The sequence below is a fragment of the Streptomyces sp. NPDC097619 genome (assembly GCF_040302735.1).
GTDB lineage: Bacteria > Actinomycetota > Actinomycetes > Streptomycetales > Streptomycetaceae > Streptomyces.
Genome location: NZ_JBEOSD010000140.1, coordinates 1 through 22,041 on the forward strand (window position 1 = coordinate 1; position 22,041 = coordinate 22,041).

Sequence of the window (22,041 nt, forward strand, 5' to 3'; positions counted from 1 at the left end):
CGGAGTCGGAGCAGGCGGTCAGGGTGAGGGGCAGCAGCGCGGCCGTGACGACGGCGATGGCGGTACGACGGATCCTCAGGCTGTTCATGATCGGGTTCTCCTCGAAGGGATTTCTCGAAATCGGGTGTCGAAGGAAGTGGTCGTGCTGCCGGACCCGACCCGTGGGCCGGTCCGGAGGTCTAGGGGACGGTGACGAAGACGCTGTGTCGGCCGCTCGCTCCGTCGGGGATGGTGCGGGCGCGCTGTTCGGTCTGGACCTGGCCGGTGCCGTCGGTGGCGCGGACGGTGATCGTGTGTCCGCCGGGGGTGGCCCGCCAGGGACGGGACCACTGGCGCCAGGTGTCCACGGACGCCTGCGGGGCGAGATCGGCCTGCTCCCACGGGCCGTCGTCGATCCGGACCTCGACGCGGGTGATGCCGCGGTGCTGGGCCCACGCCACGCCGGCGATGGTGACGGTGCCGGCGTCGGGCCGGGCGAAGGGCTTGGGGGTGTCGATCCGGGCCTGCGTCTTGATCGGAGCCCGCCGGGCCCACTTGCGCTTGACCCAGTAGGGGTCGTACGCGTCGAAAGTCGTGAGCTCGATGTCGGTGATCCACTTGCAGGCCGACACGTACCCGTACAGGCCGGGGACGAGCATCCGGACGGGGAATCCGTGATCGAACGGCAGCGGTTCTCCGTTCATGCCGACCACGAGCATCGCGTCCCGCCCGTCCATGACGTCCTCGACCGGCGAGCCCAGGGTCATCCCGTCCACGGACCGCGCCACCAGCTGATCGGCCGCGCCCCCCTCGGACGGGGGCCGCACCCCCGCCTCTCGCAGGAGCCCGGCCAAGGGCACGCCCAGCCAGCGGGCCGTGCCGATGTACGGGCCGCCGACCTCGTTGGAGACGCAGGTCAGCGTGATGTCCCGTTCGATCAGGGGACGCGCCAGGAGCTCGTCGAGGCCGTACGTCCGGGGCCGCGGCACGCCGCGGCCGTGGATCCGCAGCCGCCAGGTGCCCGCGTCCACCTTCGGGACGGACAGGGCGGTGTCCACGCGGTAGAAATCGCGGTTGGGCGTGGTGAAGGGGCTGATCCCGGCCACCTTCAACTGCACCCCTGCCGGCACCGCGGGCGCGGGGGACATCGGCGCCGGGAGCACCAGGTTCGCGCGCGAGGCGACGGCTCCCTCGCCCCGGCGACCGGTGAAGTACCGGCCCAGGGCCCCGGCCGAAGCGGCAGCCGCGGCCGTCACGCCGGCCGCGGCCAGGAACCCGCGCCTGTTCCACCGCCCGTCGCCGTCCCGGCCCGCCTCGGCTTCCCGCGCCCGGTCCGGGACGGCCTTCCCCGCCAGCACGTACAGGGCGAACGCCCCCGCCACGGCCCCGACGATCGAGGGCAGGGCGTCACCGATGCCCGTGGAATCCGGGCGGCCCAGCGCGGCGACGGCCCCGACGATCCCGAACAGCAGCACGCCCGCCGCGCCGGCTCGCCGGTGGTAGAGCGCGAGAACACCCAGCGCGACGGCGAAGAGGACGAGAACCGCGAGGATCCCGAGCTGCAGGACCACCTTGTCGTTCTCGCCGAAGGTACGGATCGCGAAGTCCTTCACCGGAGCCGGCGTCCGGTCGATGACCGCACCGCCGACCACCGTCACCGGCCCGGCCGCGGGCCGCACCAGACCCGCGACCAACTCGGCCACCGCCAGGGAGCTGAACGCGGCCAACACACCGGCCGCGCCGCCACGGGCGACACGGGAGAGGGTCCTGCGGAAGTTGCTCACATCCCGGCATTCGGCGCCCGCCGCCCGGCGGATGGGTACGACCCCCGAAAGAGTGAAGTGGCGGCGGCTCGGGTGCCATGGTCCTCAGGACCGTCAGGACCCTCAGGCGCAGGTGGGACGGACGGTGTGCGTCACGGTTGCGGGAAGTTCACCACGGACAGCACGAGGGGCAGTTCGTCGGTGCGGGGCTGGGCCTCGGGCAGCCTGCCCTGGAGGAAGGTGCCGCTGAGGTAGTTGTCGGTGGCGATCCAGGCCGGGTACGGGATCTGCCCCTGGTAGGTGAAACGGTCGATCACGTACGGGACCGCGTCGGCCTCCAGCAGCGAGGGGTCGTCCATCAGCTGGAAGTGCAGGTGAGGGGCGTTGGAGTTGCCGGTGTTGCCGAGCTCCGCGATCTTCTGGCCCTTCGTCACCCGGTCCCCCGGCTCGACCAGCAGACTGCCCTTGATCAGATGGGCGTACATGGCCCAGACGCCACCGCCGAGATCCTGGATGACGTGGTTCCCGTCCACGTTCTGAAGGGTGAGCTTCGGGCCGAGCACGGGGTCGTCGGCCGGGAGGATGCCGGGGGTGCCGGCCTCGACCGTGTCGAGGGTCGAACTGACGGTGCCGTCGGCGACTGCGTACACGGCCTCGCCGTAGTCCGCGTAGCTCTCGTTCCTCGTCTTGTCGCCGCTGCGGAAGGTGCCCTCGTCGGTGAGCTTCATCCAGTCGATGGCGAAGCGCTGCGAGTTGCCGAGCTTCCCGTTCAACGAGTTGAGCGACGGGCGGTGCGGACTGCCGGTGCCGCAGCACCCGTTCGCGGCCACCCAGTCGTCGCCGCGGAGCGGGGCCCCGATCACGCGCGGCTCGCCGGAGGAGATGTCGAAGGGCGCCGCCAGGTAGTCGATCGGGCTCGCTTCCGCGGCGGGCGGTGAGGACTGGCCCGTGACGAACAGCCGGTGCATGACCTCGGAGGGCGCCTGGTCGAGCGAGTCGAAGGTGAGGTCCACTAGCAGGGCGCGGGATTGGCCCGGGGCCATGACGGTGTCGGGGGCGTTCGACGAAGGCAGCGTCCGCAACAGGTTGCACGCGCCGAACTCACAGTCCGGATCGACCAGTTGGCGTCGGTTGAGGGTGGTGACGACGGAGTCGGGGTCCGCCGCGTCGACCACCTCCACCCGGGTGAGCGTGGCCGGCAGCCGAGAGGCGTTGGTGAGTTGGAGGTCGTAGGAGACGTGGTACTTGCCGTCGCTGCCCCGCCAGGGGAAGGTCGGCTCGCTGATCGGGGTCACGACCACGGGAGTGAAGCTGTCCGGCACGACCACGGCGGCCCGCGCCCCGGTGGACGCGACCTGCGCCGTGGGGCCGGGGGACACCCCTGCCGCGGACGTGGACCCGGCGACGAGCAGGACGGCCACGATCGCCGCGGCCGGTGTCAGCGCGCGGGCCCGCCCGCGTCCCCCACGGGGCCGCGCCCTCCGTTCAGCGCCCCGCCGGTCCGTTGAACGCGACGGATCGGAGGAGCCGGAGGGGTCGGAGGGAGCAGGGGAGCGTCGCACGTCCATCACCACACCTCGCATGGCCGGGCGGCCGGTGGTGACGATCCCATCGGCGCGTGTGGACCGCGAGCGGGCGGCCCGGGGGCCCGATCGGCTTCCTCCTCCATGCTGGCACGCCCTCGGTACGGCTGCCATCCGTGGTCACGACCGCCCACCACCGGCGCTTGTTCCGCGACCGGTTCAGGTTCCGTGGACGAGGAGGGGCAGGCGGCTGACGCCGCCGATCAGGGAGCCGCCGGGGAAGGGGAGCGCGGTCGCCGGTTCCGCGAGACGGAGAGCGGGCGCGTGCTCGACGAGGGCGCCGATCGCGGTCCGGAGTTCCAGCAGTGCCAGGCCGGCGCCGATGCAGCGGTGGGGGCCGTGCCCGAAGGCGAGGTGCGGGCCCGGTGGGCGGGTGATGTCGAAGGTGTCCGGGCGGTCGAAGACGGCGGGGTCGCGTCCGGCGTGCGCGTGGGACGGCACGACCGCTTCCCCGGCCCTGATCCTGGTCGAACCAAGGGTCACGTCCGCCACGGCGAGGCGGGGGAGTCCGACATCGGCGATGGTGTCGAAGCGCAGGATCTCCTCGACGGCCGGTCCCAGGAGCTTCCGGTCCGTGCGCAGCGCCTGCCACTGGTCAGGGTGGTTGAGGAGGGCCAGGAGGCCGTTGGTGAGGGTGGCGGCGGTGGTGGCGTGTCCGGCGACCAGCAGGTTGACGGTGATGGCCAGGAGCTCGGGCCGGCTGATCTCGCCGGCGGTGTGGGCGTCGCGGAGCCGGTGGAGCAGACCGCCCGGGAGCAGGGCGTCGACGGCGCGCGGGGCGAAGAGCAGGTCCGCGCAGTGGGCGCGCAGCGCCTCGTGGCCGGCACGGGCCTGTCGCGGGGGCAGCGAGGTCAGCGAGAGCTTGCGGCGGGTCCACTCGGTGAGCGGCGCGCGGTGCTCCGAGCCCATCCCGAGGACCTCGCACAGGACGGTCTCGGCCAGGGGGAGGGCGAACGAGGCGCGCAGGTCGACGGGGTTCCCGCCGGCTCCGGCGGCCAGGACGGTGCCCAGCAGCCGGTGCACGTGGGCCTCGACCGAGGGCGCAAGCCCGTCGACGCCCTCGCGGCGGAACGCGGGGGCGCAGAGCCGCCGGACCCGGGTGTGGTCCGGCGGGTCGAGGCCCAGGAGGCTGGGCTCGTCGCGGTCCGCGAGCGTCCACCGGGGCGCGCCGGGAGTGGTGTGCAGGGCCCGACGGCTGAACCGGCGGTCGGTGAGCACCCGGACGACATCGGCGTGACGGACGGCGAGGCGGGCCGGATCGCCACTGGGCAGGGTGATGCGGGCCGGCTCCGGATCGGCCAGGAGCCGGGTGTGGGGCAGCGGCGACAGGCAGTGGGCCCGGTCGAAGGGGTACGGCAGGGCGGGCGGCAACCGGTCGGGGCGAGCGGGTACCGCTGTCATGACGTGCCCTTCATTTCGCGGTCGCGGTCGCGGTCGCCGGCGTGACCGTGGCGGCTCCCCCCGTGCCCGTTCCCGCCGGTGCCGGCGAGAGGGGCCGACGGCGGCAGGCCGCAGACCGCTCGGGGATGGACGTGCTCGGGGCGGGGGTTGCGCGTGAGGTGTTCCTGCCAGCTCCGGCGCAGGGCCTCGTCCGCTGGCAGCCCCAGCCAGACCAGTACGCGTGCGGTGGTGGCGACGGGATCGGCCACCAGATCGGTGAAGCGGACGGTCAGGCAGCGGTCGGCGACGGACGGATCGCCGGTGAAGGCCCGCATCCTGGCCAGACCGGTGTGCGTGGCGGCGGTCATCTCCCGGCCGATCTCCACGGGGTCGACCTCGGCGCTGCGTTTGCGCCGGGCCGCGGACGCGAGACCACAGACGGAGCCGATCGCCGCGTCGAGTTCGCGTTCGAGGACGACGTACCGCGCGCCCGGGTGGGCCCGGTCCAGCGCCGGCAGGTGCCACAGGTGCCCCGGACTCTTCAGGACGAGGCGGGAGCCCGCGGGCGCCGGTCGCCTGGCCAGGATGTGGGCGAGCTGGGTCCGGTGGAGCGCGTAGGCGGCCGTCAGGTCCTGCTCGGCGAGCCAGGAGGCGTAGGAGGGGATCCGGTAACTGATCAGTGCGAGGACGCTGTTGCGGAAGTCGGTGTTCATCAGGTGCTCGCACTCCTCCGGCTCCCGCGCCCCCGTGGGATGAATGCGGGCCAGCTCGGGCGCGGTCCGGACGAGGTCGGCCACGTGCCGCTCGGCGTCCGCGATCAGGTCGCCCACCCCGGCTCCCGGCGGGCTCACGGGGGCCGGCAACTCCCACAGGCGTGGGGCGTGCAGGGCCGGATGCCGGGCGAGGAGCCGGTGCAGCACGGTGCTGCCGGTTCGGGGCAGTCCGATGAGGACGACGGGCGGCCCGTGATCCACGCTCGGTTCCGGCGACGCCCGCAGCCACAACCGGGTCCGGAGCGCACGGAGCAAGGCCTCCCGAGCCTCGGCCCGGCCCGCCGGGCTCAACCGGCCCTCACCCTCCAGCGCCCCGACGAGCGACTCCAGGGCCGACCACTCATCAGCCGTCCGCTCCCCGGCCATCCGATGATCAGCCGTTCGCGCACCGGGCGCACCGGGCGCACCGGGCGCCCCGAAGTCCGTCAGGCCGGTGGACCGCACGGCCTCGGCGCGCAGGTCGTCGGCATCGAGCCGGGCAGGGGCGGTGGGTTCGTACCCGCTGCCCGAGCGCTCCGTCGGTGAAGAAACGCCCCCGCTCACGTGTGCCCCCCGGCCGGTTCGGCCGACGCGACGCGAGCCGTCAACGACTCCGCGATGCGGTCCACCACGCCGCGCACCCGCGCGCCCTCGACCCGCGGGTTGACGAGGCACAGTCGGAAGACCCGGCGGCCGCCCACGGTGACCCCGACGACCATGGCCCGCCCCTCCGAACGCAGCTCACCGCAGATCTCGTCCACCAGCCTGTCGCCGTCCTCGGGCGAGAGCGGGGCCCGCCCCGCGAGGGCCACCGGTCCACGGAAGGTGACCACGGCCAGCGAGGGCCCCGTCACCACCTCCAGGCCGGCGGGGTGGGAGGCGATGTACGAGGCGACGTCCTCGGCCGCGTCCAGGCCCCGTCGCACGGCGGCGCGGAACGCGTCCGCGCCGAACACCTTCAGCGACAGCCACAGGCGCAGGGCCCGGAACTCCCTGGTCTGTTCCACCCCCCAGTGCAGGAAGTCGACCCCGTCGTCCTCCGCACCCTTCCCACCCGCTCCCGCCTCCAGGTACCCGGGGAGGCCGACGCCGAACGCGCGCGTCAGGAGGGCGGGGTCGCGCAGCAGCACGCAGCCGGTCCCGGCGGGCTGGAACAGCCACTTGTGCGGATCGACGCTCACCGAATCCGCCTCGGCCAGGCCCGCCAGGATCCGGCGCCCGTGCCCGGTCAGCGCGGCGGGGCCCCGAAGGCGCCGTCCACGTGCAGCCACAGGCCCTCGGCCCGGCAGAAGGCGGCCAGCTCGGGCAGCGGGTCGACGTCGCCGGTGGCCGTGGTGCCCGCGTTCGCGACCACGAGGAAGGGACGCAGACCCCTCCGGCGGTCCTCGGCCACCCGCCGGCGCAGCTCGGCCAGCCGGATCCGCCGGTGCGCGTCGGAGGGCAGGATCCGGACGCGGTCCTCTCCGATCCCCAGGAGGTGGAGGGCCCGGGGTACGGAGAAGTGCGTCTGGTCGGAGAAGTAGGCGGTGGCGCCCCGGGCCTCGGTGCCGACGAGGGCGTCGCGCGCCGCCGTCAGGGCGGTGAGGTTGGCGGTGGACCCCCCGGACACGAACAGTCCGGACGTGCCGGGGGGCAGCCCCAACAGTTCGGCCAGCCACCGCACGGTGGCCGATTCGACCGCGCCGGAGACCTCCCCGGTGAACCGCCAGCCCGTCGGCACCGCGAACCCGGTGGCCAGCGTCGCTCCCAGGACGCCGGTGACGGTGCCCGGAGCCGGTACGAACGCGAGGAAGTCCGGATGGTCCGGGTGCGCGTTCCCCCCCGGTGAGCCATCGCCCCACCTCGTCCACCAGCGCGAGCGGATCGCCCACGGGCGCCTCGGGCAACGGTTCGCGGCGCAGCCGCGCGGCCTCGGCCGGCGCGTCAGGCGAGGCCACGGGTGCCCCGTCGGTTCCGCGACCGAGATGCCCCGAGACGAGCTCCCACACCCGCCGGCCCAAGCCGGCCACCACTTCGGTGGGCAGCGTCAGGGAGGCGTCGGCCTCGCCACCCGGGGGCGCCGCCGCGCCGCCCTCCACACCGTCGCTGATCGTGTCCACCTAGTCACCCTGCGGGGTTTTCGCGGAGGTGACAAGCTCCCGTTTCGGCCCGCCGCATTCCGGCCGGGGCCGGGAGCGCCGGCGGCCCGGCGCGGCTCCCGCACGAGGAACGGAGCCGGCCCGACTCCCTCGCGTGCCCTCCCGACGACGGCCTGGACCGGGCCGGCCGGGAGCGGTTCGTCCGATTCCTCACCGCGCACACCCCCGCCGGTGCGGATGCCATCACCCCCGCCGAAGTCGGTTCCGCGTGCCCGCCGGTGGCGAAACCCCGGTGCGAGGCGGCGGCGGGCCGGGCAGACTCGCGGGCATGACACAGAGGATCACTCGCATCAATCCCGAGCAGCTGCACCCGACACCCGGGTACCACCACATCACCGTGGTGGAGGCGGGGCGTACGGCACATTTGGCGGGACAGTGCCCTCTGGATGGGAACGGCCGTCTCGTCGGGGCCGGTTCCCTGGAGGCGCAGGTCGACCAGGTCGTCGCGAACGCGCTCACGGCGCTGGGAGCCACGGGCGCCGGACCGGACCACGTGGTGCGGTCGGTGATCTACGTGCGGAGCGACGACCGGGATGACCTCGGAGTCGCCTGGGGCAGGCTCACCGAGTCGGCGCTCGGAGCGGCGTTCACCAGCGCCAGCACGCTCCTGGGCGTCGCTCAGCTGGGCTACACCGGACAGCTCGTCGAGGTGGATCTCACCGTGGCCCTGCCCGACTGACCGAACGACGCGGCCCCGCCTCCGCCCCGGCTCGGCACCGCCCGACGACACCCCCGCCGTCCGCATCGCGGTCCCGGCCGACCCCGTACGGACGACCTCGGCATGATGTGTGCATGATGCACAGTGAAGAAACGCGCACCGACACCCCGGCGATCGCGCTGCTCAAGGAATCGGGCGCCGAGAGCACCAAGCACTCCGGGGGGACGCTCCTGACCCACCTCCGGCGCGTGGAGGCGCTGATCGGCGCCTGGGGCGGACGCCCCGTCCTGCGGGCCGCGGCACTGTGCCACGCCTTCTACGGCACCGACGGTCTTCCGATCAGCCTCCTGGAACTCTCCGAGCGCGATCGTCTGGTCGAGGCCATCGGCACGGAGGCGGAGGAGTTGGTCTACTTCTACGCCAGCTGCGACCGGAAGGCCTCCTACCCCACGCTCGCGGCGGCGGACGGGGAGCCGGTCACCTTCCGGGACCGCTTCACGGGCGAGGAGTTCACCCCGAGCGTCCGGCAGCGCCGGGACTTCGCCGAGCTGACGGTGGCCAACGAACTCGACCTGTGCAAGGTGAACGCCTCCTTCCGTGAGCGCAACGGCGCGGATCTCCTCGCCCTCTTCACGCGCTGGGCCCCGCTCCTGTCGGAGGCCACGGTCCGTGAGGTGAACGAGGTCCTGGGCTGACCGCCCCGGGTGCACACGCCCGCCCGCGCCGACCTCCTGGCCCGGGACACCGGCGGAGCCGTCCGGCGCCGGGCGGGCACCGACAAGGGCACACCTTCGCCGGCAAGACGAAGATCGCCACCGGCCGGCAGGTGCACGACGGCGTGCACCGGGCGACCCGCGGTGCGGGACGCCCTGACGGACCGGCACGACGGTGCCGGTCCGTCAGGGACACGCACTCCGGACCCGCTCAGTGCTTGGTGAGCCGGTTCATGATCGCGCTGAATCCGTCGTAGGCCGCGTTGGTCAGCTCCTTGGCGATGTGCGGTACGTCGTCCGCCAGATGGGCGATCACCCGCCCCTTGCCGAAGGTGACGAGGCTGAGGCCCGCGATCCCGACGGACGTCCGGAACTCCTTGCTGCCGATCCCGTAGCCCATGCCGGTGAAGAACACGTTCGCGAAGTCGAGCACGACGGCACTGGCGCTGAGCACGAGTGCCACGCCGGAGAGCTCCAGGGCCAGTGGTATGCCGCCGACCGTCAGGCCCGCCAGGACACCGGCGACGCCGGCACCGACGGCGCCCACGCTCGCGAAGAAGGCCAGGTCGTGCGTGTCGTGCGCCCAGTCCTGCCAGGTCGAGACACGGACGCCCCACCGGACCTTGTCGTGCTCGGGGGCGTCCGCCGGGTTCGTCTTGGCCTGTTCGGCCGCGGCGATCACCTGCGCGGCGTACTCGGCTTCCCTCCGGTCCTCCTTCTCGCGCTTCTGCACGACTTCCAGGTGCGCCGCCCCGGCCTCGCCCGCCGCGGCCGCGGCGCTCCGGCCCGCCGCGATGGCCGAGGCGCGGGCCTGGACCGCGTACGCCTTGGCCTGGGTCGCCGACACGCGGGCGCTCCGGGCCGAGGCGATGGCCTGGTTGGCGGAGTAGTTCGCCGAGCGGGCGGCGTAGCGGGCGTTCGCCGCCGCCTGTCGCGCCCTGGCTGCCGCGGCCTGGGCGTCGCGCGCGGACGTCTCGGCCTGGTCCGCGAACCTGTCCGCCTTCTGGGCGGCGACGTCGGCACGAGCCGCCGCCTCGACGGCCTTGCCCGCCCAGACCTCGGCCTCCTGGCCCGCCTTGCGGGCGGTCGCGGCGGCCGCTTGGGCCCGGGCGGCGTCCTCCTGGGCCTTGTCGGCGATCTTCGCGGCACCCGCGATGGCCCCCTGCATGGCGGCGACGTGGGTGGCGAAGTCGTGGTCGAGCTGGGCCGTCTGGAACCGGACGGAGGCGAGAAACTTCCGGCGCATCCAGGCGGGTCCCTGCAGGGCCGCCTGGGCGTGGGCCTTGGTGTAGGGGCCCGCGGTCTGCAGGAGGGTCGCCACCGCGACCGCGTCGTCCTCCTGTTGGGCCTTCTCGTAGGTGCCGTGGAGGAAGGCGTACAGGGCCTCGGGGGTGCCGGCGTCCAGTGCCGCGTTGGCCGCGGCGGTGACGGCGCGGCCGGGTTGGTCCGCGAGGATGCGGGCGACGACGACCCGGTTGTCCATGCCCGCCGCCTGGACTGCTCCGGTGCGCAGGAACGTGCCCGCGGCGTCGGGGGCGTCGCTGTCCAGCGCGGCGACGGCGGCGAAGGCGACCCTGGAGGGGGAGACCTTGGCGAGGTGGACGGTGGACTCGCGGTCGTCCTGGCGCTGTGCGATCTGCCGGTCGCTGTCGACCCAGGCGTGGACGTCGGCATCCGTGCCGGCCAGCGCGAACTGTGCGGCCTCCCGCGACCAGATGCCGTGCGCGTCCATGACCGCGATGGCGGCCTGGCGGCCCTTCGTGGCGGCCGTCGCGAGGTCGCCGGCCCGCAAGGCGGATTCCGCCTGGGCGATGAGGTCCTTCGTGGCCTGGGCGGTCTGCTCGGTCTGGCTGCGTTTGGCCTCGGTACGGGTCCGTTCGCGGCTCTCGGCCTGGGCGAACATCCGGGCCTCCTCGATGGCCCGCTCGGTGTCGTGGTCGAGGCGCCGGAGTTCGGCGTCGCGGGCCTCCTGCTCCACCCGCACCGCTTCGATCACGGCGTTGGTGGCCAGGTCGGCGGCCCTGGTGGCCTCGTTGGCGAACTCCGTGGACTTGTTCGCGAAGTCGACGGCCTGGCCCGCGTACCTGACGGCCCACTCGGCGGCTTCCGCTGCCTTCTCCGCGTGGGCGGCCGCGCTGTAGGCGGCGTCGCGGGCGTTGCGCGCGGAGGTGGCGGCCGCGTTCGCGAGGGCCTGTGCCGTGCCCGCGGCGTTGGTGGCGATGCGTGCGTTGGCGTCGGCGATGCGGGCCTGACGGATGGCTTCGGCGGCCTCCGCCTCGGAGACACCGGCGGAGTGCTCGGCGGACCGCTGGGCCGATTCCGCCGTGGCGGCCGCGCGGCGGGCCGCGCCTGCCGCCGCGGATCCCACGTTGGCGGCGGCCTGCGCGGCGTCGGCGGCCAGTTCGGCCTGGTCCGCCGTGAGGCGGGCCCGTGCCGCGATCTTCCGGCACCATGCGGCGTCCGCGTTCGCCTGGTCTGCCTTGTCCTGGTTCTCGGAGGCCGCGATGGCGGAGCGGAAGGCCCGGCCGGCGGCGCTGCCGGCCGCGGCCGCCGCCTGACCTGCGGCCATGGCCGCGTTCGCGGCGCGCCGCGCGGCCAGGATGGCGGCGTTCGCGGCGTTGGTGGCCATGCGTGCGGCGTCGGAGGCGCCCTTGGCGGCCTCGGCGGCCTTGCGGGCCGCCCGTGCCGCCTTGACGACGTCGTTCTCGGCGGCGCGCGCCTCCGCCTCCGCGGTCTCCGCGGCCTCCTTGGCCTTGAGCGAGGCCTCCACCGCGCGGGCACAGGCTTCCTCGGCCTGCTTCGTCTTGGCCTCGGCGGTCTTCCCCTCGCGCTCGGCGACGGCGACGAGTTCCTCGATCCTGGAGCGTTCCTGGTCGCGGGCGCGCGCGATGTGCTGACCGGTCTCCAGGAACCATTCGACGTCGGCTTCGCCGCCGGACAGGGCCCGGTTGGCGTACTTCTGGACCTCGGGGCCCGCGAGCACCAGCAGTTTGGCGGTCTCGACCCGCATGTCCTCCAGCCGGGCCGTGAACTGGTCCGTGGTGAGGAACTTCTCCAGCGCGGCCGCGGATCCGCTGTCCAGGGCGGCGTTACCGGCCTTGGTCACGGCCTTCCCGCCGGTGGAGATCACGGTGGCGGCAGCCACCCGTAGGTCCTCCAGGTGCGCGGACCTGAAGCCGCCGGCGAGGAAGGCGGTGACGGTGGTGTCGCCTCCGTTGAGGGCCGCGGTGGCTTCGCGTCGGGTCCCCTTGCCGGCCACGGCGAGGCTGTTCAGGAGCGAGGCACGGGCGTCCACGGCGGTCTCGGAGTCGAGCTTGACGGCGAGGAAGTGCCGTACGTCGGCGTCGGAGCCCGCCAGAGCGGTCGCCGCGGCGGCGCGTACGGCGGGCCCGCCCAGCACCCACGCCTTGACGACCTTCGCCCGGTCGGTGTCGGGCAGCGTGAAGGGGTCGGCCTCCGGGAGAGGCGTGTCGGCCCAGGCGGCCGTGGGGTTGAGCACGAGGCTGGAGGTGGTCACGACGGCCGCGGTGGCCGCGAGGGCGCCGAGAATACGCCGCCTGCTCCAATAAATGGTGTCCAAAACGGTCCTTCGCTTTCGGCATGGCTTCGCCGCGAGGGAATGCGGAACGGCCGCGGCGCAAGGGAGAGGCGCGCGGGAATCGGCCGGACCATGCATTGCCTGAGGCGAGGTCCGGGAGTCGCGCCGCCCTGACCCTACGCTGAACGGTCGACTTTGACCATACGGTAGATGATTGACAATCAACCAGAGTTTATTCGAGCCACTTGGATGGATCGATGTGAGCCACCGAGCCGGGTGTGAAGCGGTCCAAATCCCCCTTGAACCGCACCAGATGGCTGGCCGTTGCCGTCTCGTCGTGTGACCTGAGGCACTCGAATTCTGACGACATGGAGGGCGCCGGGCTTCGAAGAATGCCGGGGGCGGGTCGGAAGAGCGGCCGTGAAAGACGCACTGGACCGGACCATTCATTCATGGAAGGATGGACGGACCGATTTTTTCGAGGACTTGATTTCCGCACGGGTTCCGGGGTTAGATCCAGCCCGGAAGTCGGGGGCTTCCGGGAAGAGTTCGTGCGCCCTTCTGCTGCCACTCTTTCCCGGTGGATCACCGCCTTCGCATCCGCAGGGGAACTTCCGGGGCGTCACCGGAACCAAAGCACCGAAGAACCGAAGACTGGGGTAGGGATGAAGGCACACAGGAAGCTCGTCCGCGTGATGGCGGCCGCCACGGCGGCCGGAGCGTTGGCATGGTTCGCCGCGACGGGTGTGGGCGCCCCGGCGACGGACGCGGCCACGGCCGACAGCGTCGCGATGCAGCGGATCGCGGAGGAGGGCCCCGGTTACGCCATCGAGGACTTCGGCTACCCGAACGCCGACAAGATCCTCACGGAGCAGAACATCACCCTCAAGCGCGGCTCCGGCCACATCCTCCTCGCGGACTGCGCGAGCGCGGCCAACCTGCTGGAGGTCTGGTCCCGCTCGAAGGAGAAGATCTGCTTCCGCGTCACCGGCGCCGGCTACCTGACCCTCGAGATCCCCTCGGTCTTCGTGATCAAGGGCAACGACTACGCCGCCCGGGTCGACATGAAGGTCGGTGCGGAGGAGAAGTCCTGGGACATCACCAAGAACTCCTGGACCGCGGTGGGCGAGAGCGCCGACGAGCAGGGCCGTGACTTCATGCTCATGGAGATCCGGACCTCCAAGTAGTGCTCCTCGTGGCCCGTCGGGGGTGCGCCGCACCGCCGACGGCCGGCTCCGACCCGCCCACGGTCGGCGCCACCACCCGAACCACTCCTCCACGCACCCCTTTCACCGAAGGAAGAATCATGCGCGTACCCCGTCCGCGTCCGGCCCGGACCCTCGGTCTGCTGTCCGCCACCGCCGTCGTCGCCGGTCTGGTCACGTCGGCTCCCGCCGTCGCCCTGACCGGTCCCGAGGCGCCGGACGAGTTCAAGAACAAGGCCGTGGTGAAGTTGGTCGTCGGCGACGAGACCAACTCCCGCGGCTGCACGGGGGCGCTGCTCGACGACAACTGGATCATCACGGCCGCCAGTTGCTTCGCGGACACCCCCGGCACCGCGGTCCCCGCGGGCAAGCCGGCGCTGAAGTCCCTCGTCACCCTGGCCGACGGCAAGGTACTGGAGATCGTCGAGCTCGTGCCCCGCGCCGACCGCGACCTGGCCCTGGGCCGTCTTTCGGGCTCCTCCACGGGCCTGCCGTGGGCCAGGATCGCCCAGGACGCCCCCGCGGGCGGTAACGACCTCACCGCGGCGGGGTTCGGGCGCACGAAGACCGAGTGGGTGCCCGACAAGCTCCACACCGGCACGTTCACGACCAACACCGTCGCCGCCACCACGCTCGCCGTCACGGGCAAGGGCACCGACGCCATCTGCAAGGGCGACACCGGCGGTCCGCTGTTCAACGCCGCCGGCCTCCTCGTGGGTGTGAACAGCCGTTCCTGGCAGGGCGGCTGCTACGCCGCGCCCGCCGGCGAGACCCGTACCGGCGCCGTCTCCGCCCGGGCCGACGACCTGCGTTCCTGGGCCGCCGAGGTGCGCTCGTCCACCTTCGGCTGGAAGTCGGAGGCCGTCGTCCAGGCGGGCACCACCCTGTACCAGGGGATCCGCCTGGCCGACAACTCGTGGACCGGCTTCACCGACGTCCAGTCCAAGGCCGGGAACATCGGCGGCATCCGCAGTGCGACCGTCGCGGGCATCAACGCCGACACCCACGTGGTGGCCCTCGGAACCAACGGCCGCATCTACCACACCGTCCGCAACCCGGACGGCACCTGGAAGCCCTTCGGTGACGTCTTCGGTGTGGCCGGGACCCTCACGGACGTCACCCAGGTCTCCGCGGTCTCCACCGGCTCCGAGATGCAGCTCGTCGCGGTGGCCGGCGGCAAGGTCTTCCACACCGTGCGCCGGGCCGACGGTTCCTGGGCGCCCTTCGGCGACGTCGCCTCCGTCAGCAGCCCCATCAGCGGCGTGACCTCCATCGCCACCGCGAACACCGCCGGCCGGCTCCAGGTGATCGCCGTCACCGGAGGCAAGGCCTTCCACACGCTGCGCACCACCGCGGGCCACTGGTCGGTGTGGGGCGACCTGGCTCAGGCCATCGGATCCACCGGGCCGATCGCCTCCTTGGCCATGGCCGGTCAGGCCACCAACGCGCACGTCGTCTTCGCCACCGACAACGGAACGCGCCAGTACCACGTCGCCCGTCTGGAAAGCGGCTCCTGGACCCAGCTCCGGGAACTGACCGCCCACCTCGGCAACATCACGGTGAAGTCCGTGGCGGCGGGCGGCATGGAGCACGACGTCCACTTCGCCTTCACCACCGGCGACAACCGGATCGTCGAGACCACCCGCAACACCGCGGGCTCGATGTTCACCCGGCCGGTCACGGTCCCCACCCTCCAGGGCACCCCGACCGCACCCCTCGGTGGCATCGCTCTCGCCGCCACGCTCTGACCCCGGATCGACCCACGCGCCCGACCGTCGGACCCTTCACCGGGCCCGACGGTCGGGCAGTGGCGTCGCCGCGCACGGCCATGCCCCCGCGCACCGCCGTGCCCCCGAGCGCGCTCTCCCGGAGGCGTCGCCACAGGGACACAGGTCGTCCCGGGTGGCCGAATCGCCGCGCATATTGCCCCGCTGAAAAAGTGCCGCATACCGGTGTGCCTTGGGCCACATCGGGCGGTGTATGCCTGGCCATGACCTCCGGAATCCCTGCAATTCAGGGCCGACTCCGCTCCCGCACACCGAACGGAATAGGCCATTCCTACCGATCGGTATGCGCCCTGGCCGCACCGCAAGCGCCCTTTCGGCCACTTGGTGACGTCATTTCGTCCCCTACTCCGTCACCTCCCTGCTCCGGCGGGAAGGAGCCTCATATTCCACTTTGACGCCCTTGTGGTGATCTTCAAGACTGCCGCCCGACCAGCCGCTCCCGGGGGGAACCGGAAGCGGCACGAGCAGGGGGAAACCGAAAAGGCATGAAGAAGAGCCACCAGAGCTCCGCCCGCAGAGGCAGGGCCATGACGCGCGGGCTCGTGACCGCGACCGCGCTGGCCGCCGTGACGGGCGTCGCCGCACCACTGATCGTGGTGGCCACACCGACCGGCGCCGTGGCCGCGGCCGCCGGCATCGGGACGGACGACAAGCAGCGCGTGGACGCCGCCGCCGTGGTGCGCCTGGACCCGTCTCCGGACGTACTGCTCCTCAGCGACCACGACTTCGTCTTCGCGCTGTGGCAGAAGGCCCGCGACGGCGGAGCGACGTTCGAATCGGTGCGCCTCGCCGCCGAGACCGCGATGGCGAGCCGGCGGGACGCCGACCACGTCGCGTTCATCGTCACCGGCATCCACACCGCGTACGCCGTGGACAAGCAGCGGGAGAAGGACAAGGCGGACGCCGCCCGGGCCGCCCGCCTGGCGAAGGCACAGGTCCTCATCGTCGTCGGGATCCCGTCGACCCCGGACCTGCTGGACCTCGGCGACGACAACTTCATCCGCGCCGTCATGCGGCACGCCGCCTCGGGCCCCGAGGTCCGCGCGGCCGCCGCCAAGGCCCTCGCCGAGGACGCGCCGGCCTGGCACGCCTTCATCATCAGCGGAGCCCGCGACGCCCACCAGCGCGACGTGGACCGCGAGCTGAGGGAACTCGCGGAGAAGGACGCCGCCGAGGCCGCCCGCCGCAAGGAGCTCGCGGCGCGGACCAACGCCGCCGCGCTCTTCCGCATCACCCCGTCCGCGGCGATGCTCGCCCTCGCCGACGACAACTTCATCCGCGAACTGCTGCGCATCGCGCCCGCCGACACGCAGTCGAGCGAGCTGTACGCGGCCGGCCGGCGCGCGGTCCTCAGCTCGGACCCGGCGGTGTGGAAGGCCTACCTCCACACCGGCGCCGAGGCCGCGTACAAGCAGGACGACGAGGCGCGCCGCAAGAAGATCGCGGAGGCCGACCGCCTGCTCGCGCTCCAGGTCCAGGCGGCCGCGGAGAAGACCGGCGTACACCCGAACCTCGTCGCGGAGGCGAAGAAGGCCCTCGCCGGCACGGACGAGGACGTCGCGGAGTTCCTCAAGGAGGCCAACCAGTACCGGGCCAAGCGCCAGACCCTGGCCCCGGCGGCCGGACACCCCGGTTTCGTGGTCCGCCAGTCCTCCACCGACGAGGGCGAGGTCTTCCTCGCGCCGGTGTCCGCGACCTCACCCCAGGCGGACCGCGAGGACGCGACCTGGGTCGTCGTCCCCGGCCTCGGCGGCGAAGCGGGCTGCTACTCCTTCGAGTCGTCGCGCAAGCCCGGCCACTACCTGGCCCAGCACGAGCTGCGGGTCCGGATGACGGCGAGCGACGACAGCGCGCAGTTCCGCAAGGACGCCACCTGGTGCGCGAAGCCCGGCCTGTCCGGTTCGGGCACCTCCTTCGAATCGGCGGCACAGCCCGGACGCTTCCTGCGGCAGCACTGGGGCGACCTCTTCGCAGGCGCCGCGTCGGGCGGCTCGAACCGCTTCGACACGGCGACGGACTTCGGCCAGGACGCCTCCTGGAAGATCTCGGACCCCCTCGCCCGCTGACCGCGCGGCCCCACCACCCCGCCGCCTGATTCCTTCCGAACGAAGAAGAACGGAACTCCCCATGTCCCGGATCCTGCGATCCGCCCTGGCCATCGGCACCGGCACCGCCGCCCTCGCGGCCGGACTCCTCCTCGCCGCACCCCAGCACACCCCGCAGAGCACCACCGAAGCCTCCCCGCGCATCGGGACCGCCGCCGCCGGCACCCCGACCGCCCTGCAGATCAAGGCCCGGCACAGCGGCCAGTGCCTCACGATCCCCAAGGCTTCCCTGCGCAACAGCGTCGGCCTCGTGCAGTCCCCGTGCACCGCCACCGCCCCGAACCAGCGGATCCAGCTGGTCCCCACCGGCGCCGGCACCTTCGAGCTCCGCTTCGAGCACTCCGGCAAGTGCCTGGACGTACAGGGCTGGGGCACCACCTCCGGCACGAGCGCGCAGCAGTTCTGGTGCCTGAGCGGGCAGCCGAACCAGCAGTGGCGCCTGATCCTGACCGACATCGAGAACGACTTCTACGAGCTGGTCCCGGCCCACCTCCCGACGACCGGCAAGCTCTGCCTCGACGTCACCACCTCCAGCCAGGACGACGGCGCCGCCGTCCGCCTGTGGACCTGCAACGGCACGGCGGCCCAGCAGTGGCGCATCGCCCCGCTCGCCATCGCCTGACACCCCCTGACACGAGAGGAAACGGAACCCACATGTTCAAGATCTCCCGGGCCGCCCTTGCCCTCGGGGCCACCGCCGCCGTGCTCGCCGGCACCGCGACCGCCGTCCAGGCCAGCGGCGGCGACACCCCCGGCCCGACCGCCACCCGTACCCCCGCCGGCGCGGCCGCCCGAGCCGCCGGCGCCGCCCTGGCCGCCGAGAACCGCGCCGCCATGCCCCAGACCGTCATCCGGCTCGTCTCCGCCGCCAGTCAGAAGTGCCTCGACGTCGAGGGCGCCTGGGGCGCGGACGGCGTCCGGATCCAGCAGTTCACCTGCCACGACGGCGACGCCCAGAAGTGGGCCGCCGTCGCCGCCCCCGAAGGCGGCTTCGAACTGCGCTCCGTCACGAGCGGCAAGTGCCTCGAAGTGCAGTCCGAGAGCACCCAGGAACGCGCCGTCATCGACCAGTGGACCTGCGGCCGCGGCGCCCACCAGCGCTGGCAGCTGAACCTCGTCGACCACGTCCGCAAGCTGTACGAGGTGCAGCCGATGAACGCCCCCGGCATGTGCCTCGACGTCCCCGGCAGCGCCAAGGAGGACAGCGTCAAGACCCAGCTGTGGACCTGCAACCGCAGTGACGCCCAGCTGTGGAAGGTCGAGAAGGTCAAGTGAGCCGACTCCGCCGGGGTGCGCGACCGCACCCCGGCGGAGCCGCGCCCGCCCGCTCCGACCAGGACGACGAGGCCCGCCCACCCCGTGGCACCGGCGCCGCCTCCGCCGTTCCCGGCGTCGGCCGGGACGCCGCAGGTACCCTGCCGGGATGACCGCGACTCTCGAGGAAGCCGTCCGCGCCCGGCTGAGGGCACCCCACATCTGGTACGTCGGCACCGTGTTCGCTGATGGAGCACCCCAGGTCAGCCCGATGTGGGTGGACCTGGAAGGAGAGAGGGAGCTCACCTTCAACACCTCGGTGGGCCGGGTGAAGGAGGAGAACCTCCGCCGCGACCCCCGCGTCTACCTCTCGCAGGCCGACACCACCGACCCCTACGACCGCGTACAGATCAGCGGCGTGGTGACCCGTTTCATCGAGGGCCGGGAAGCCCACGACCGGATGGACCGCATGGCACGCAAGTACCTGGGCGCCGACTACCCGTGGACGATGCCGGGAGAGCGCCGCGTCGCGGTGATCGTCAGCCCGCTCAAGGTGCGCCACATCATCGGCGTGGAACGCTTCCGCCCCGGAGGCCCCACACCCGCCCCCTGACCGCCCTCGCGGTCGGGCACCTGGGCCGCAGCGTGGCCGAAGCGGCCGGAGCGGGCGGGGCGGGCGTGACCACCGATGGGCGGTGTGGTGCGCGTCACACGAGTGTGCGGCGTGGTACCGGATACGAGAGGACAGTTCCGGCCATGATCGCGAGAGGTGTCACCCGTGTCCCAGGAGAAACCCACAGCGGAGCAGAAGCTCCGCTTGCCCGTGGAGGCCGCGCTGCCCGGCCGCCACCCCCATGAGGACAAGGCCCCCGTCACCGACCAGGTGGTCTTCGGCGTGACGGCCGTGCTCACCCTGGGCTTCGTCATCTGGGGCGTCACGGCCACCGAATCGCTGGAGAACGTTTCGGACACCCTGCTGAACGGTCTGATGCACAACGGCGGCTGGGCGTTCGTGCTGGCGGCCTCCGGCTTCGTCGTCTTCGCGATCTGGCTCGCCATCAGCCGGTACGGACGGATCCAGCTGGGCCAGGAGCACGAGAAGCCGGAGTTCAGCACCGTCTCCTGGATCGCCATGATGTTCAGCGCCGGCATGGGCATCGGCCTGATGTTCTACGGCGTGAGCGAACCCCTCGCGCACTACAGCGACCCGCCGCCGGGCACCGCGCCCGTCGACTCCGCGGACGCCATGCAGACGGCGCTCGCCACCACCCTCTTCCACTGGACCCTGCACCCGTGGGCCATCTACGCGGTCGTCGGCCTGGCCATCGCCTACAGCACCTTCCGCCGGCGCCGGCGCCAGACGATCAGCGCCGTCTTCGTCCCGCTCCTCGGCAAGGAGCGTGCCGAGGGAGCGCCGGGACGCGTCATCGACATCCTGGCGATCTTCGCCACCCTCTTCGGCTCCGCGACCTCCCTGGGCCTGGGCGCGCTCCAGATCGGCAGCGGCATGCAGGAGGTCGGGTGGCTGACGAAGGCCGGGACCGGACTGCTCGTCGCCGTCATCGCCGTCCTGACCGTCTGCTTCGTCTTCTCCGCGGTCTCGGGCGTGGAGAAGGGCATCCAGTGGCTGTCCAACACCAACATGGTGCTGGCGGTCGTCCTCGCCCTCTTCGTGTTCGTCGCCGGACCCACCATCCTGGTCCTCGACCTGATCCCCACCTCCCTCTCCGCGTACCTCGACGAACTGCCCCAGCTGATGGGCCGTACCGAGGCGTCCCCCGGCGGCGGTGACGTCGCCGACTGGCTGAGCAGTTGGACGGTCTTCTACTGGGCCTGGTGGATCTCGTGGACGCCGTTCGTCGGCATGTTCATCGCCCGGATCAGCCGGGGGCGCACCATCCGCCAGTTCATCGGCGGCGTCATCCTGGTCCCCAGCACCGTGAGCCTGGTCTGGTTCGCCATCTTCGGCGGCACCGCGATGCGGTTGAAGCAGCAGGGCAGCCTCGGTGACGCGACCACCCCCGAGGCGCAGCTCTTCGGTGTGCTCCAGGAGTTCCCCCTCGCGGGCGTGATGAGCCTGCTCGTGATGATCCTGGTCGGCATCTTCTTCGTGTCCGGTGCGGACGCGGCCTCGATCGTCATGGGCACCCTGTCCCAGAAGGGCACCTTCGAACCGTCCCGGCTCGTCGTCGTCTTCTGGGGAGTGGTCACCGGTGGCGTCGCCGCCGTGATGCTGCTGGTCGGCGAGGGCAAGGGCGACGCCCTCGCGGGCCTCCAGCACCTGACGATCCTCGTCGCGGCCCCGTTCGTCCTGGTGATGATCGGCATGTGCTGGGCCCTGATGCGCGACCTGCGCCGGGACCCGCTGATCGTGCGCGGCGAACTCGCCGAGGAGGTGGTGGAGGAGGCCGTGATCGCCGGCCACGACCGGTACGACGAGGGCTTCGAGATCCGCATCGGCCCGACGCGCCCCACCGACCGCGGCCCCGTCCCCACCGATCCGAAGGACCCCGAGGACCGGAATCCGCCCTCGACCTCCTGAGCACCAGCGGCGTGTACGAAGGCCCGGGGGCCACCACGATCGTCGTGGTGGCCCCCGGGCCTTCGCGCACCGTGCGCCGCCCCGGTCAGAAGGGGCCGCCGAGGGGGCCGGCGACGCCGTAATAGGTGCCGAGGTCGTTGCGGTAGTCGGGGTCGCCGAGGTGCTTGTCGCGGTGGAACTCGGGGGCGTCCTTGATCTGGTCCTTGGTCCGGTCGACGTAGATCTTCTGCTCCGTCTCGTCGATGCGGATGACGGTGCTCGCGGGGAGGAGGACCTCCTTGCCGAAGATCCAGACGCCGGTGTCGACCACGATGTAGGAGTCCTCGACCTCGTCGGAGTGCTTGTCGACCTTGCCGATGCTTCCGTCGGTCGCCTCGACCTTGTAACCGGTCAGGTCCGTGGACGCGACCCGGTGGGTGGTCTGCTGGTAGCTCCACATGTTCTCGGTCATGGCGAAGAACTCCTTCGGATGAGGGGTCGGTGAATCACCTGACCCGTCCGTGCTTTCATATCTTCTCGAAAGATCCGGTGCCCGGCTTTCCCCGTTCCATTCACGATGCATTCCGTCTCTTTTCCGCTGGACCGAATCGGTCGGAGCGGACACGGAAAAGGGTGGTGGCCGGACCCGTGATACGGGTCCGGCC

At 72.3% G+C, this 22,041-nt stretch carries 17 protein-coding genes; 9 read left to right on the plus strand and 8 right to left on the minus strand.

Translation table 11 applies throughout. The features are described from left to right. Positions 1–179 precede the first annotated feature (179 nt). From ABTZ17_RS28775 to ABTZ17_RS28800, 6 genes are all read right to left on the minus strand, one after another. Entirely contained in the window at positions 180–1,709 is a 1,530-nt protein-coding gene (locus ABTZ17_RS28775) for a molybdopterin-dependent oxidoreductase (protein ID WP_502994884.1), read from the minus strand. Positions 1,710–1,894: 185 nt separating this feature from the next. After that, the gene (locus tag ABTZ17_RS28780; RefSeq protein WP_352198671.1) at positions 1,895–3,163 is read right to left on the minus strand and encodes a M23 family metallopeptidase; all 1,269 of its coding nucleotides are present in this window, start codon (positions 3,161–3,163) and stop codon (positions 1,895–1,897) included. A gap of 321 nt (positions 3,164–3,484) precedes the next feature. Beyond that, on the minus strand, positions 3,485–4,726 hold the full coding sequence (locus ABTZ17_RS28785) for a cytochrome P450 (protein ID WP_352198672.1): 1,242 nt from the start codon (positions 4,724–4,726) through the stop codon (positions 3,485–3,487). Beyond that, positions 4,723–5,679: a sulfotransferase family protein gene (locus tag ABTZ17_RS28790; RefSeq protein WP_352198673.1), complete on the minus strand. Its 957-nt coding sequence runs from the start codon at positions 5,677–5,679 to the stop codon at positions 4,723–4,725. The genes ABTZ17_RS28785 and ABTZ17_RS28790 overlap by 4 nt, the downstream gene beginning before the upstream one ends. Before the next feature lie 338 nt (positions 5,680–6,017). Continuing rightward, positions 6,018–6,728 carry a pyridoxal phosphate-dependent decarboxylase family protein gene (locus ABTZ17_RS28795; RefSeq protein WP_352198674.1) on the minus strand — a complete coding sequence of 237 codons (711 nt, stop codon included), beginning with the start codon at positions 6,726–6,728 and terminating at the stop codon, positions 6,018–6,020. Beyond that, a complete protein-coding gene (locus ABTZ17_RS28800; RefSeq protein ID WP_352198685.1) occupies positions 6,686–7,423 on the minus strand; it encodes a pyridoxal phosphate-dependent decarboxylase family protein in 738 nt (245 codons plus the stop codon). Before ABTZ17_RS28800 ends, ABTZ17_RS28795 begins: the two co-directional genes overlap by 43 nt. 440 nt (positions 7,424–7,863) lie before the next feature. On the opposite strand from ABTZ17_RS28800, the gene ABTZ17_RS28805 reads away from it, so the two are divergent. Further along, positions 7,864–8,274, plus strand: coding sequence for a RidA family protein (locus tag ABTZ17_RS28805; protein WP_352198675.1), 411 nt, complete (start codon positions 7,864–7,866; stop codon positions 8,272–8,274). 113 nt (positions 8,275–8,387) lie between these two features. Continuing rightward, entirely contained in the window at positions 8,388–8,948 is a 561-nt protein-coding gene (locus ABTZ17_RS28810) for a DUF6817 domain-containing protein (RefSeq protein WP_352198676.1), read from the plus strand. 229 nt (positions 8,949–9,177) lie between these two features. Here the strand turns inward: ABTZ17_RS28810 and ABTZ17_RS28815 are convergent, their stop codons facing one another. After that, on the minus strand, positions 9,178–12,546 hold the full coding sequence (locus ABTZ17_RS28815; protein WP_352198677.1) for an ALF repeat-containing protein: 3,369 nt from the start codon (positions 12,544–12,546) through the stop codon (positions 9,178–9,180). A 623-nt stretch (positions 12,547–13,169) separates the two neighbouring features. Between ABTZ17_RS28815 and ABTZ17_RS28820 the strand changes: the two genes are divergently transcribed. The 7 genes from ABTZ17_RS28820 to ABTZ17_RS28850 all read left to right on the plus strand — a co-directional run bounded on the left by ABTZ17_RS28820 (position 13,170) and on the right by ABTZ17_RS28850 (position 21,397). Beyond that, the gene (locus ABTZ17_RS28820) at positions 13,170–13,691 is read left to right on the plus strand and encodes a hypothetical protein (protein WP_352198678.1); all 522 of its coding nucleotides are present in this window, start codon (positions 13,170–13,172) and stop codon (positions 13,689–13,691) included. Between the two features lie 119 nt (positions 13,692–13,810). Next, positions 13,811–15,457, plus strand: a complete 1,647-nt coding sequence (locus tag ABTZ17_RS28825; RefSeq protein WP_352198679.1) for a trypsin-like serine protease — start codon at positions 13,811–13,813, stop codon at positions 15,455–15,457. A 566-nt stretch (positions 15,458–16,023) separates the two neighbouring features. Beyond that, positions 16,024–17,562: an AbfB domain-containing protein gene (locus ABTZ17_RS28830; protein WP_352198680.1), complete on the plus strand. Its 1,539-nt coding sequence runs from the start codon at positions 16,024–16,026 to the stop codon at positions 17,560–17,562. A gap of 61 nt (positions 17,563–17,623) precedes the next feature. After that, the gene (locus ABTZ17_RS28835; protein ID WP_352198681.1) at positions 17,624–18,223 is read left to right on the plus strand and encodes an RICIN domain-containing protein; all 600 of its coding nucleotides are present in this window, start codon (positions 17,624–17,626) and stop codon (positions 18,221–18,223) included. A 32-nt stretch (positions 18,224–18,255) separates the two neighbouring features. Then, complete coding sequence (locus tag ABTZ17_RS28840; RefSeq protein ID WP_352198682.1) at positions 18,256–18,876, plus strand: RICIN domain-containing protein; 621 nt, start codon at positions 18,256–18,258, stop codon at positions 18,874–18,876. A gap of 148 nt (positions 18,877–19,024) precedes the next feature. Continuing rightward, a complete protein-coding gene (locus ABTZ17_RS28845; RefSeq protein WP_352198683.1) occupies positions 19,025–19,468 on the plus strand; it encodes a PPOX class F420-dependent oxidoreductase in 444 nt (147 codons plus the stop codon). Between the two features lie 165 nt (positions 19,469–19,633). Next, positions 19,634–21,397 carry a BCCT family transporter gene (locus tag ABTZ17_RS28850; protein ID WP_502994883.1) on the plus strand — a complete coding sequence of 588 codons (1,764 nt, stop codon included), beginning with the start codon at positions 19,634–19,636 and terminating at the stop codon, positions 21,395–21,397. Between the two features lie 85 nt (positions 21,398–21,482). Here the strand turns inward: ABTZ17_RS28850 and ABTZ17_RS28855 are convergent, their stop codons facing one another. Next, complete coding sequence (locus ABTZ17_RS28855) at positions 21,483–21,848, minus strand: PRC-barrel domain-containing protein (protein ID WP_352198684.1); 366 nt, start codon at positions 21,846–21,848, stop codon at positions 21,483–21,485. Between the last annotated feature and the right edge of the window lie 193 nt (positions 21,849–22,041).

Excerpts from the sequence above, each read along its gene's own strand:
- ABTZ17_RS28785 (WP_352198672.1), bottom strand. The coding sequence starts at position 4,726 with ATGACAGCGGTACCCGCTCGCCCCGACCGGTTGCCGCCCGCCCTGCCG.
- ABTZ17_RS28805 (WP_352198675.1), top strand. The coding sequence starts at position 7,864 with ATGACACAGAGGATCACTCGCATCAATCCCGAGCAGCTGCACCCGACA.
- ABTZ17_RS28810 (WP_352198676.1), top strand. The coding sequence starts at position 8,388 with ATGATGCACAGTGAAGAAACGCGCACCGACACCCCGGCGATCGCGCTG.
- ABTZ17_RS28820 (WP_352198678.1), top strand. The coding sequence starts at position 13,170 with ATGAAGGCACACAGGAAGCTCGTCCGCGTGATGGCGGCCGCCACGGCG.
- ABTZ17_RS28825 (WP_352198679.1), top strand. The coding sequence starts at position 13,811 with ATGCGCGTACCCCGTCCGCGTCCGGCCCGGACCCTCGGTCTGCTGTCC.
- ABTZ17_RS28830 (WP_352198680.1), top strand. The coding sequence starts at position 16,024 with ATGACGCGCGGGCTCGTGACCGCGACCGCGCTGGCCGCCGTGACGGGC.
- ABTZ17_RS28835 (WP_352198681.1), top strand. The coding sequence starts at position 17,624 with ATGTCCCGGATCCTGCGATCCGCCCTGGCCATCGGCACCGGCACCGCC.
- ABTZ17_RS28840 (WP_352198682.1), top strand. The coding sequence starts at position 18,256 with ATGTTCAAGATCTCCCGGGCCGCCCTTGCCCTCGGGGCCACCGCCGCC.
- ABTZ17_RS28845 (WP_352198683.1), top strand. The coding sequence starts at position 19,025 with ATGACCGCGACTCTCGAGGAAGCCGTCCGCGCCCGGCTGAGGGCACCC.
- ABTZ17_RS28855 (WP_352198684.1), bottom strand. The coding sequence starts at position 21,848 with ATGACCGAGAACATGTGGAGCTACCAGCAGACCACCCACCGGGTCGCG.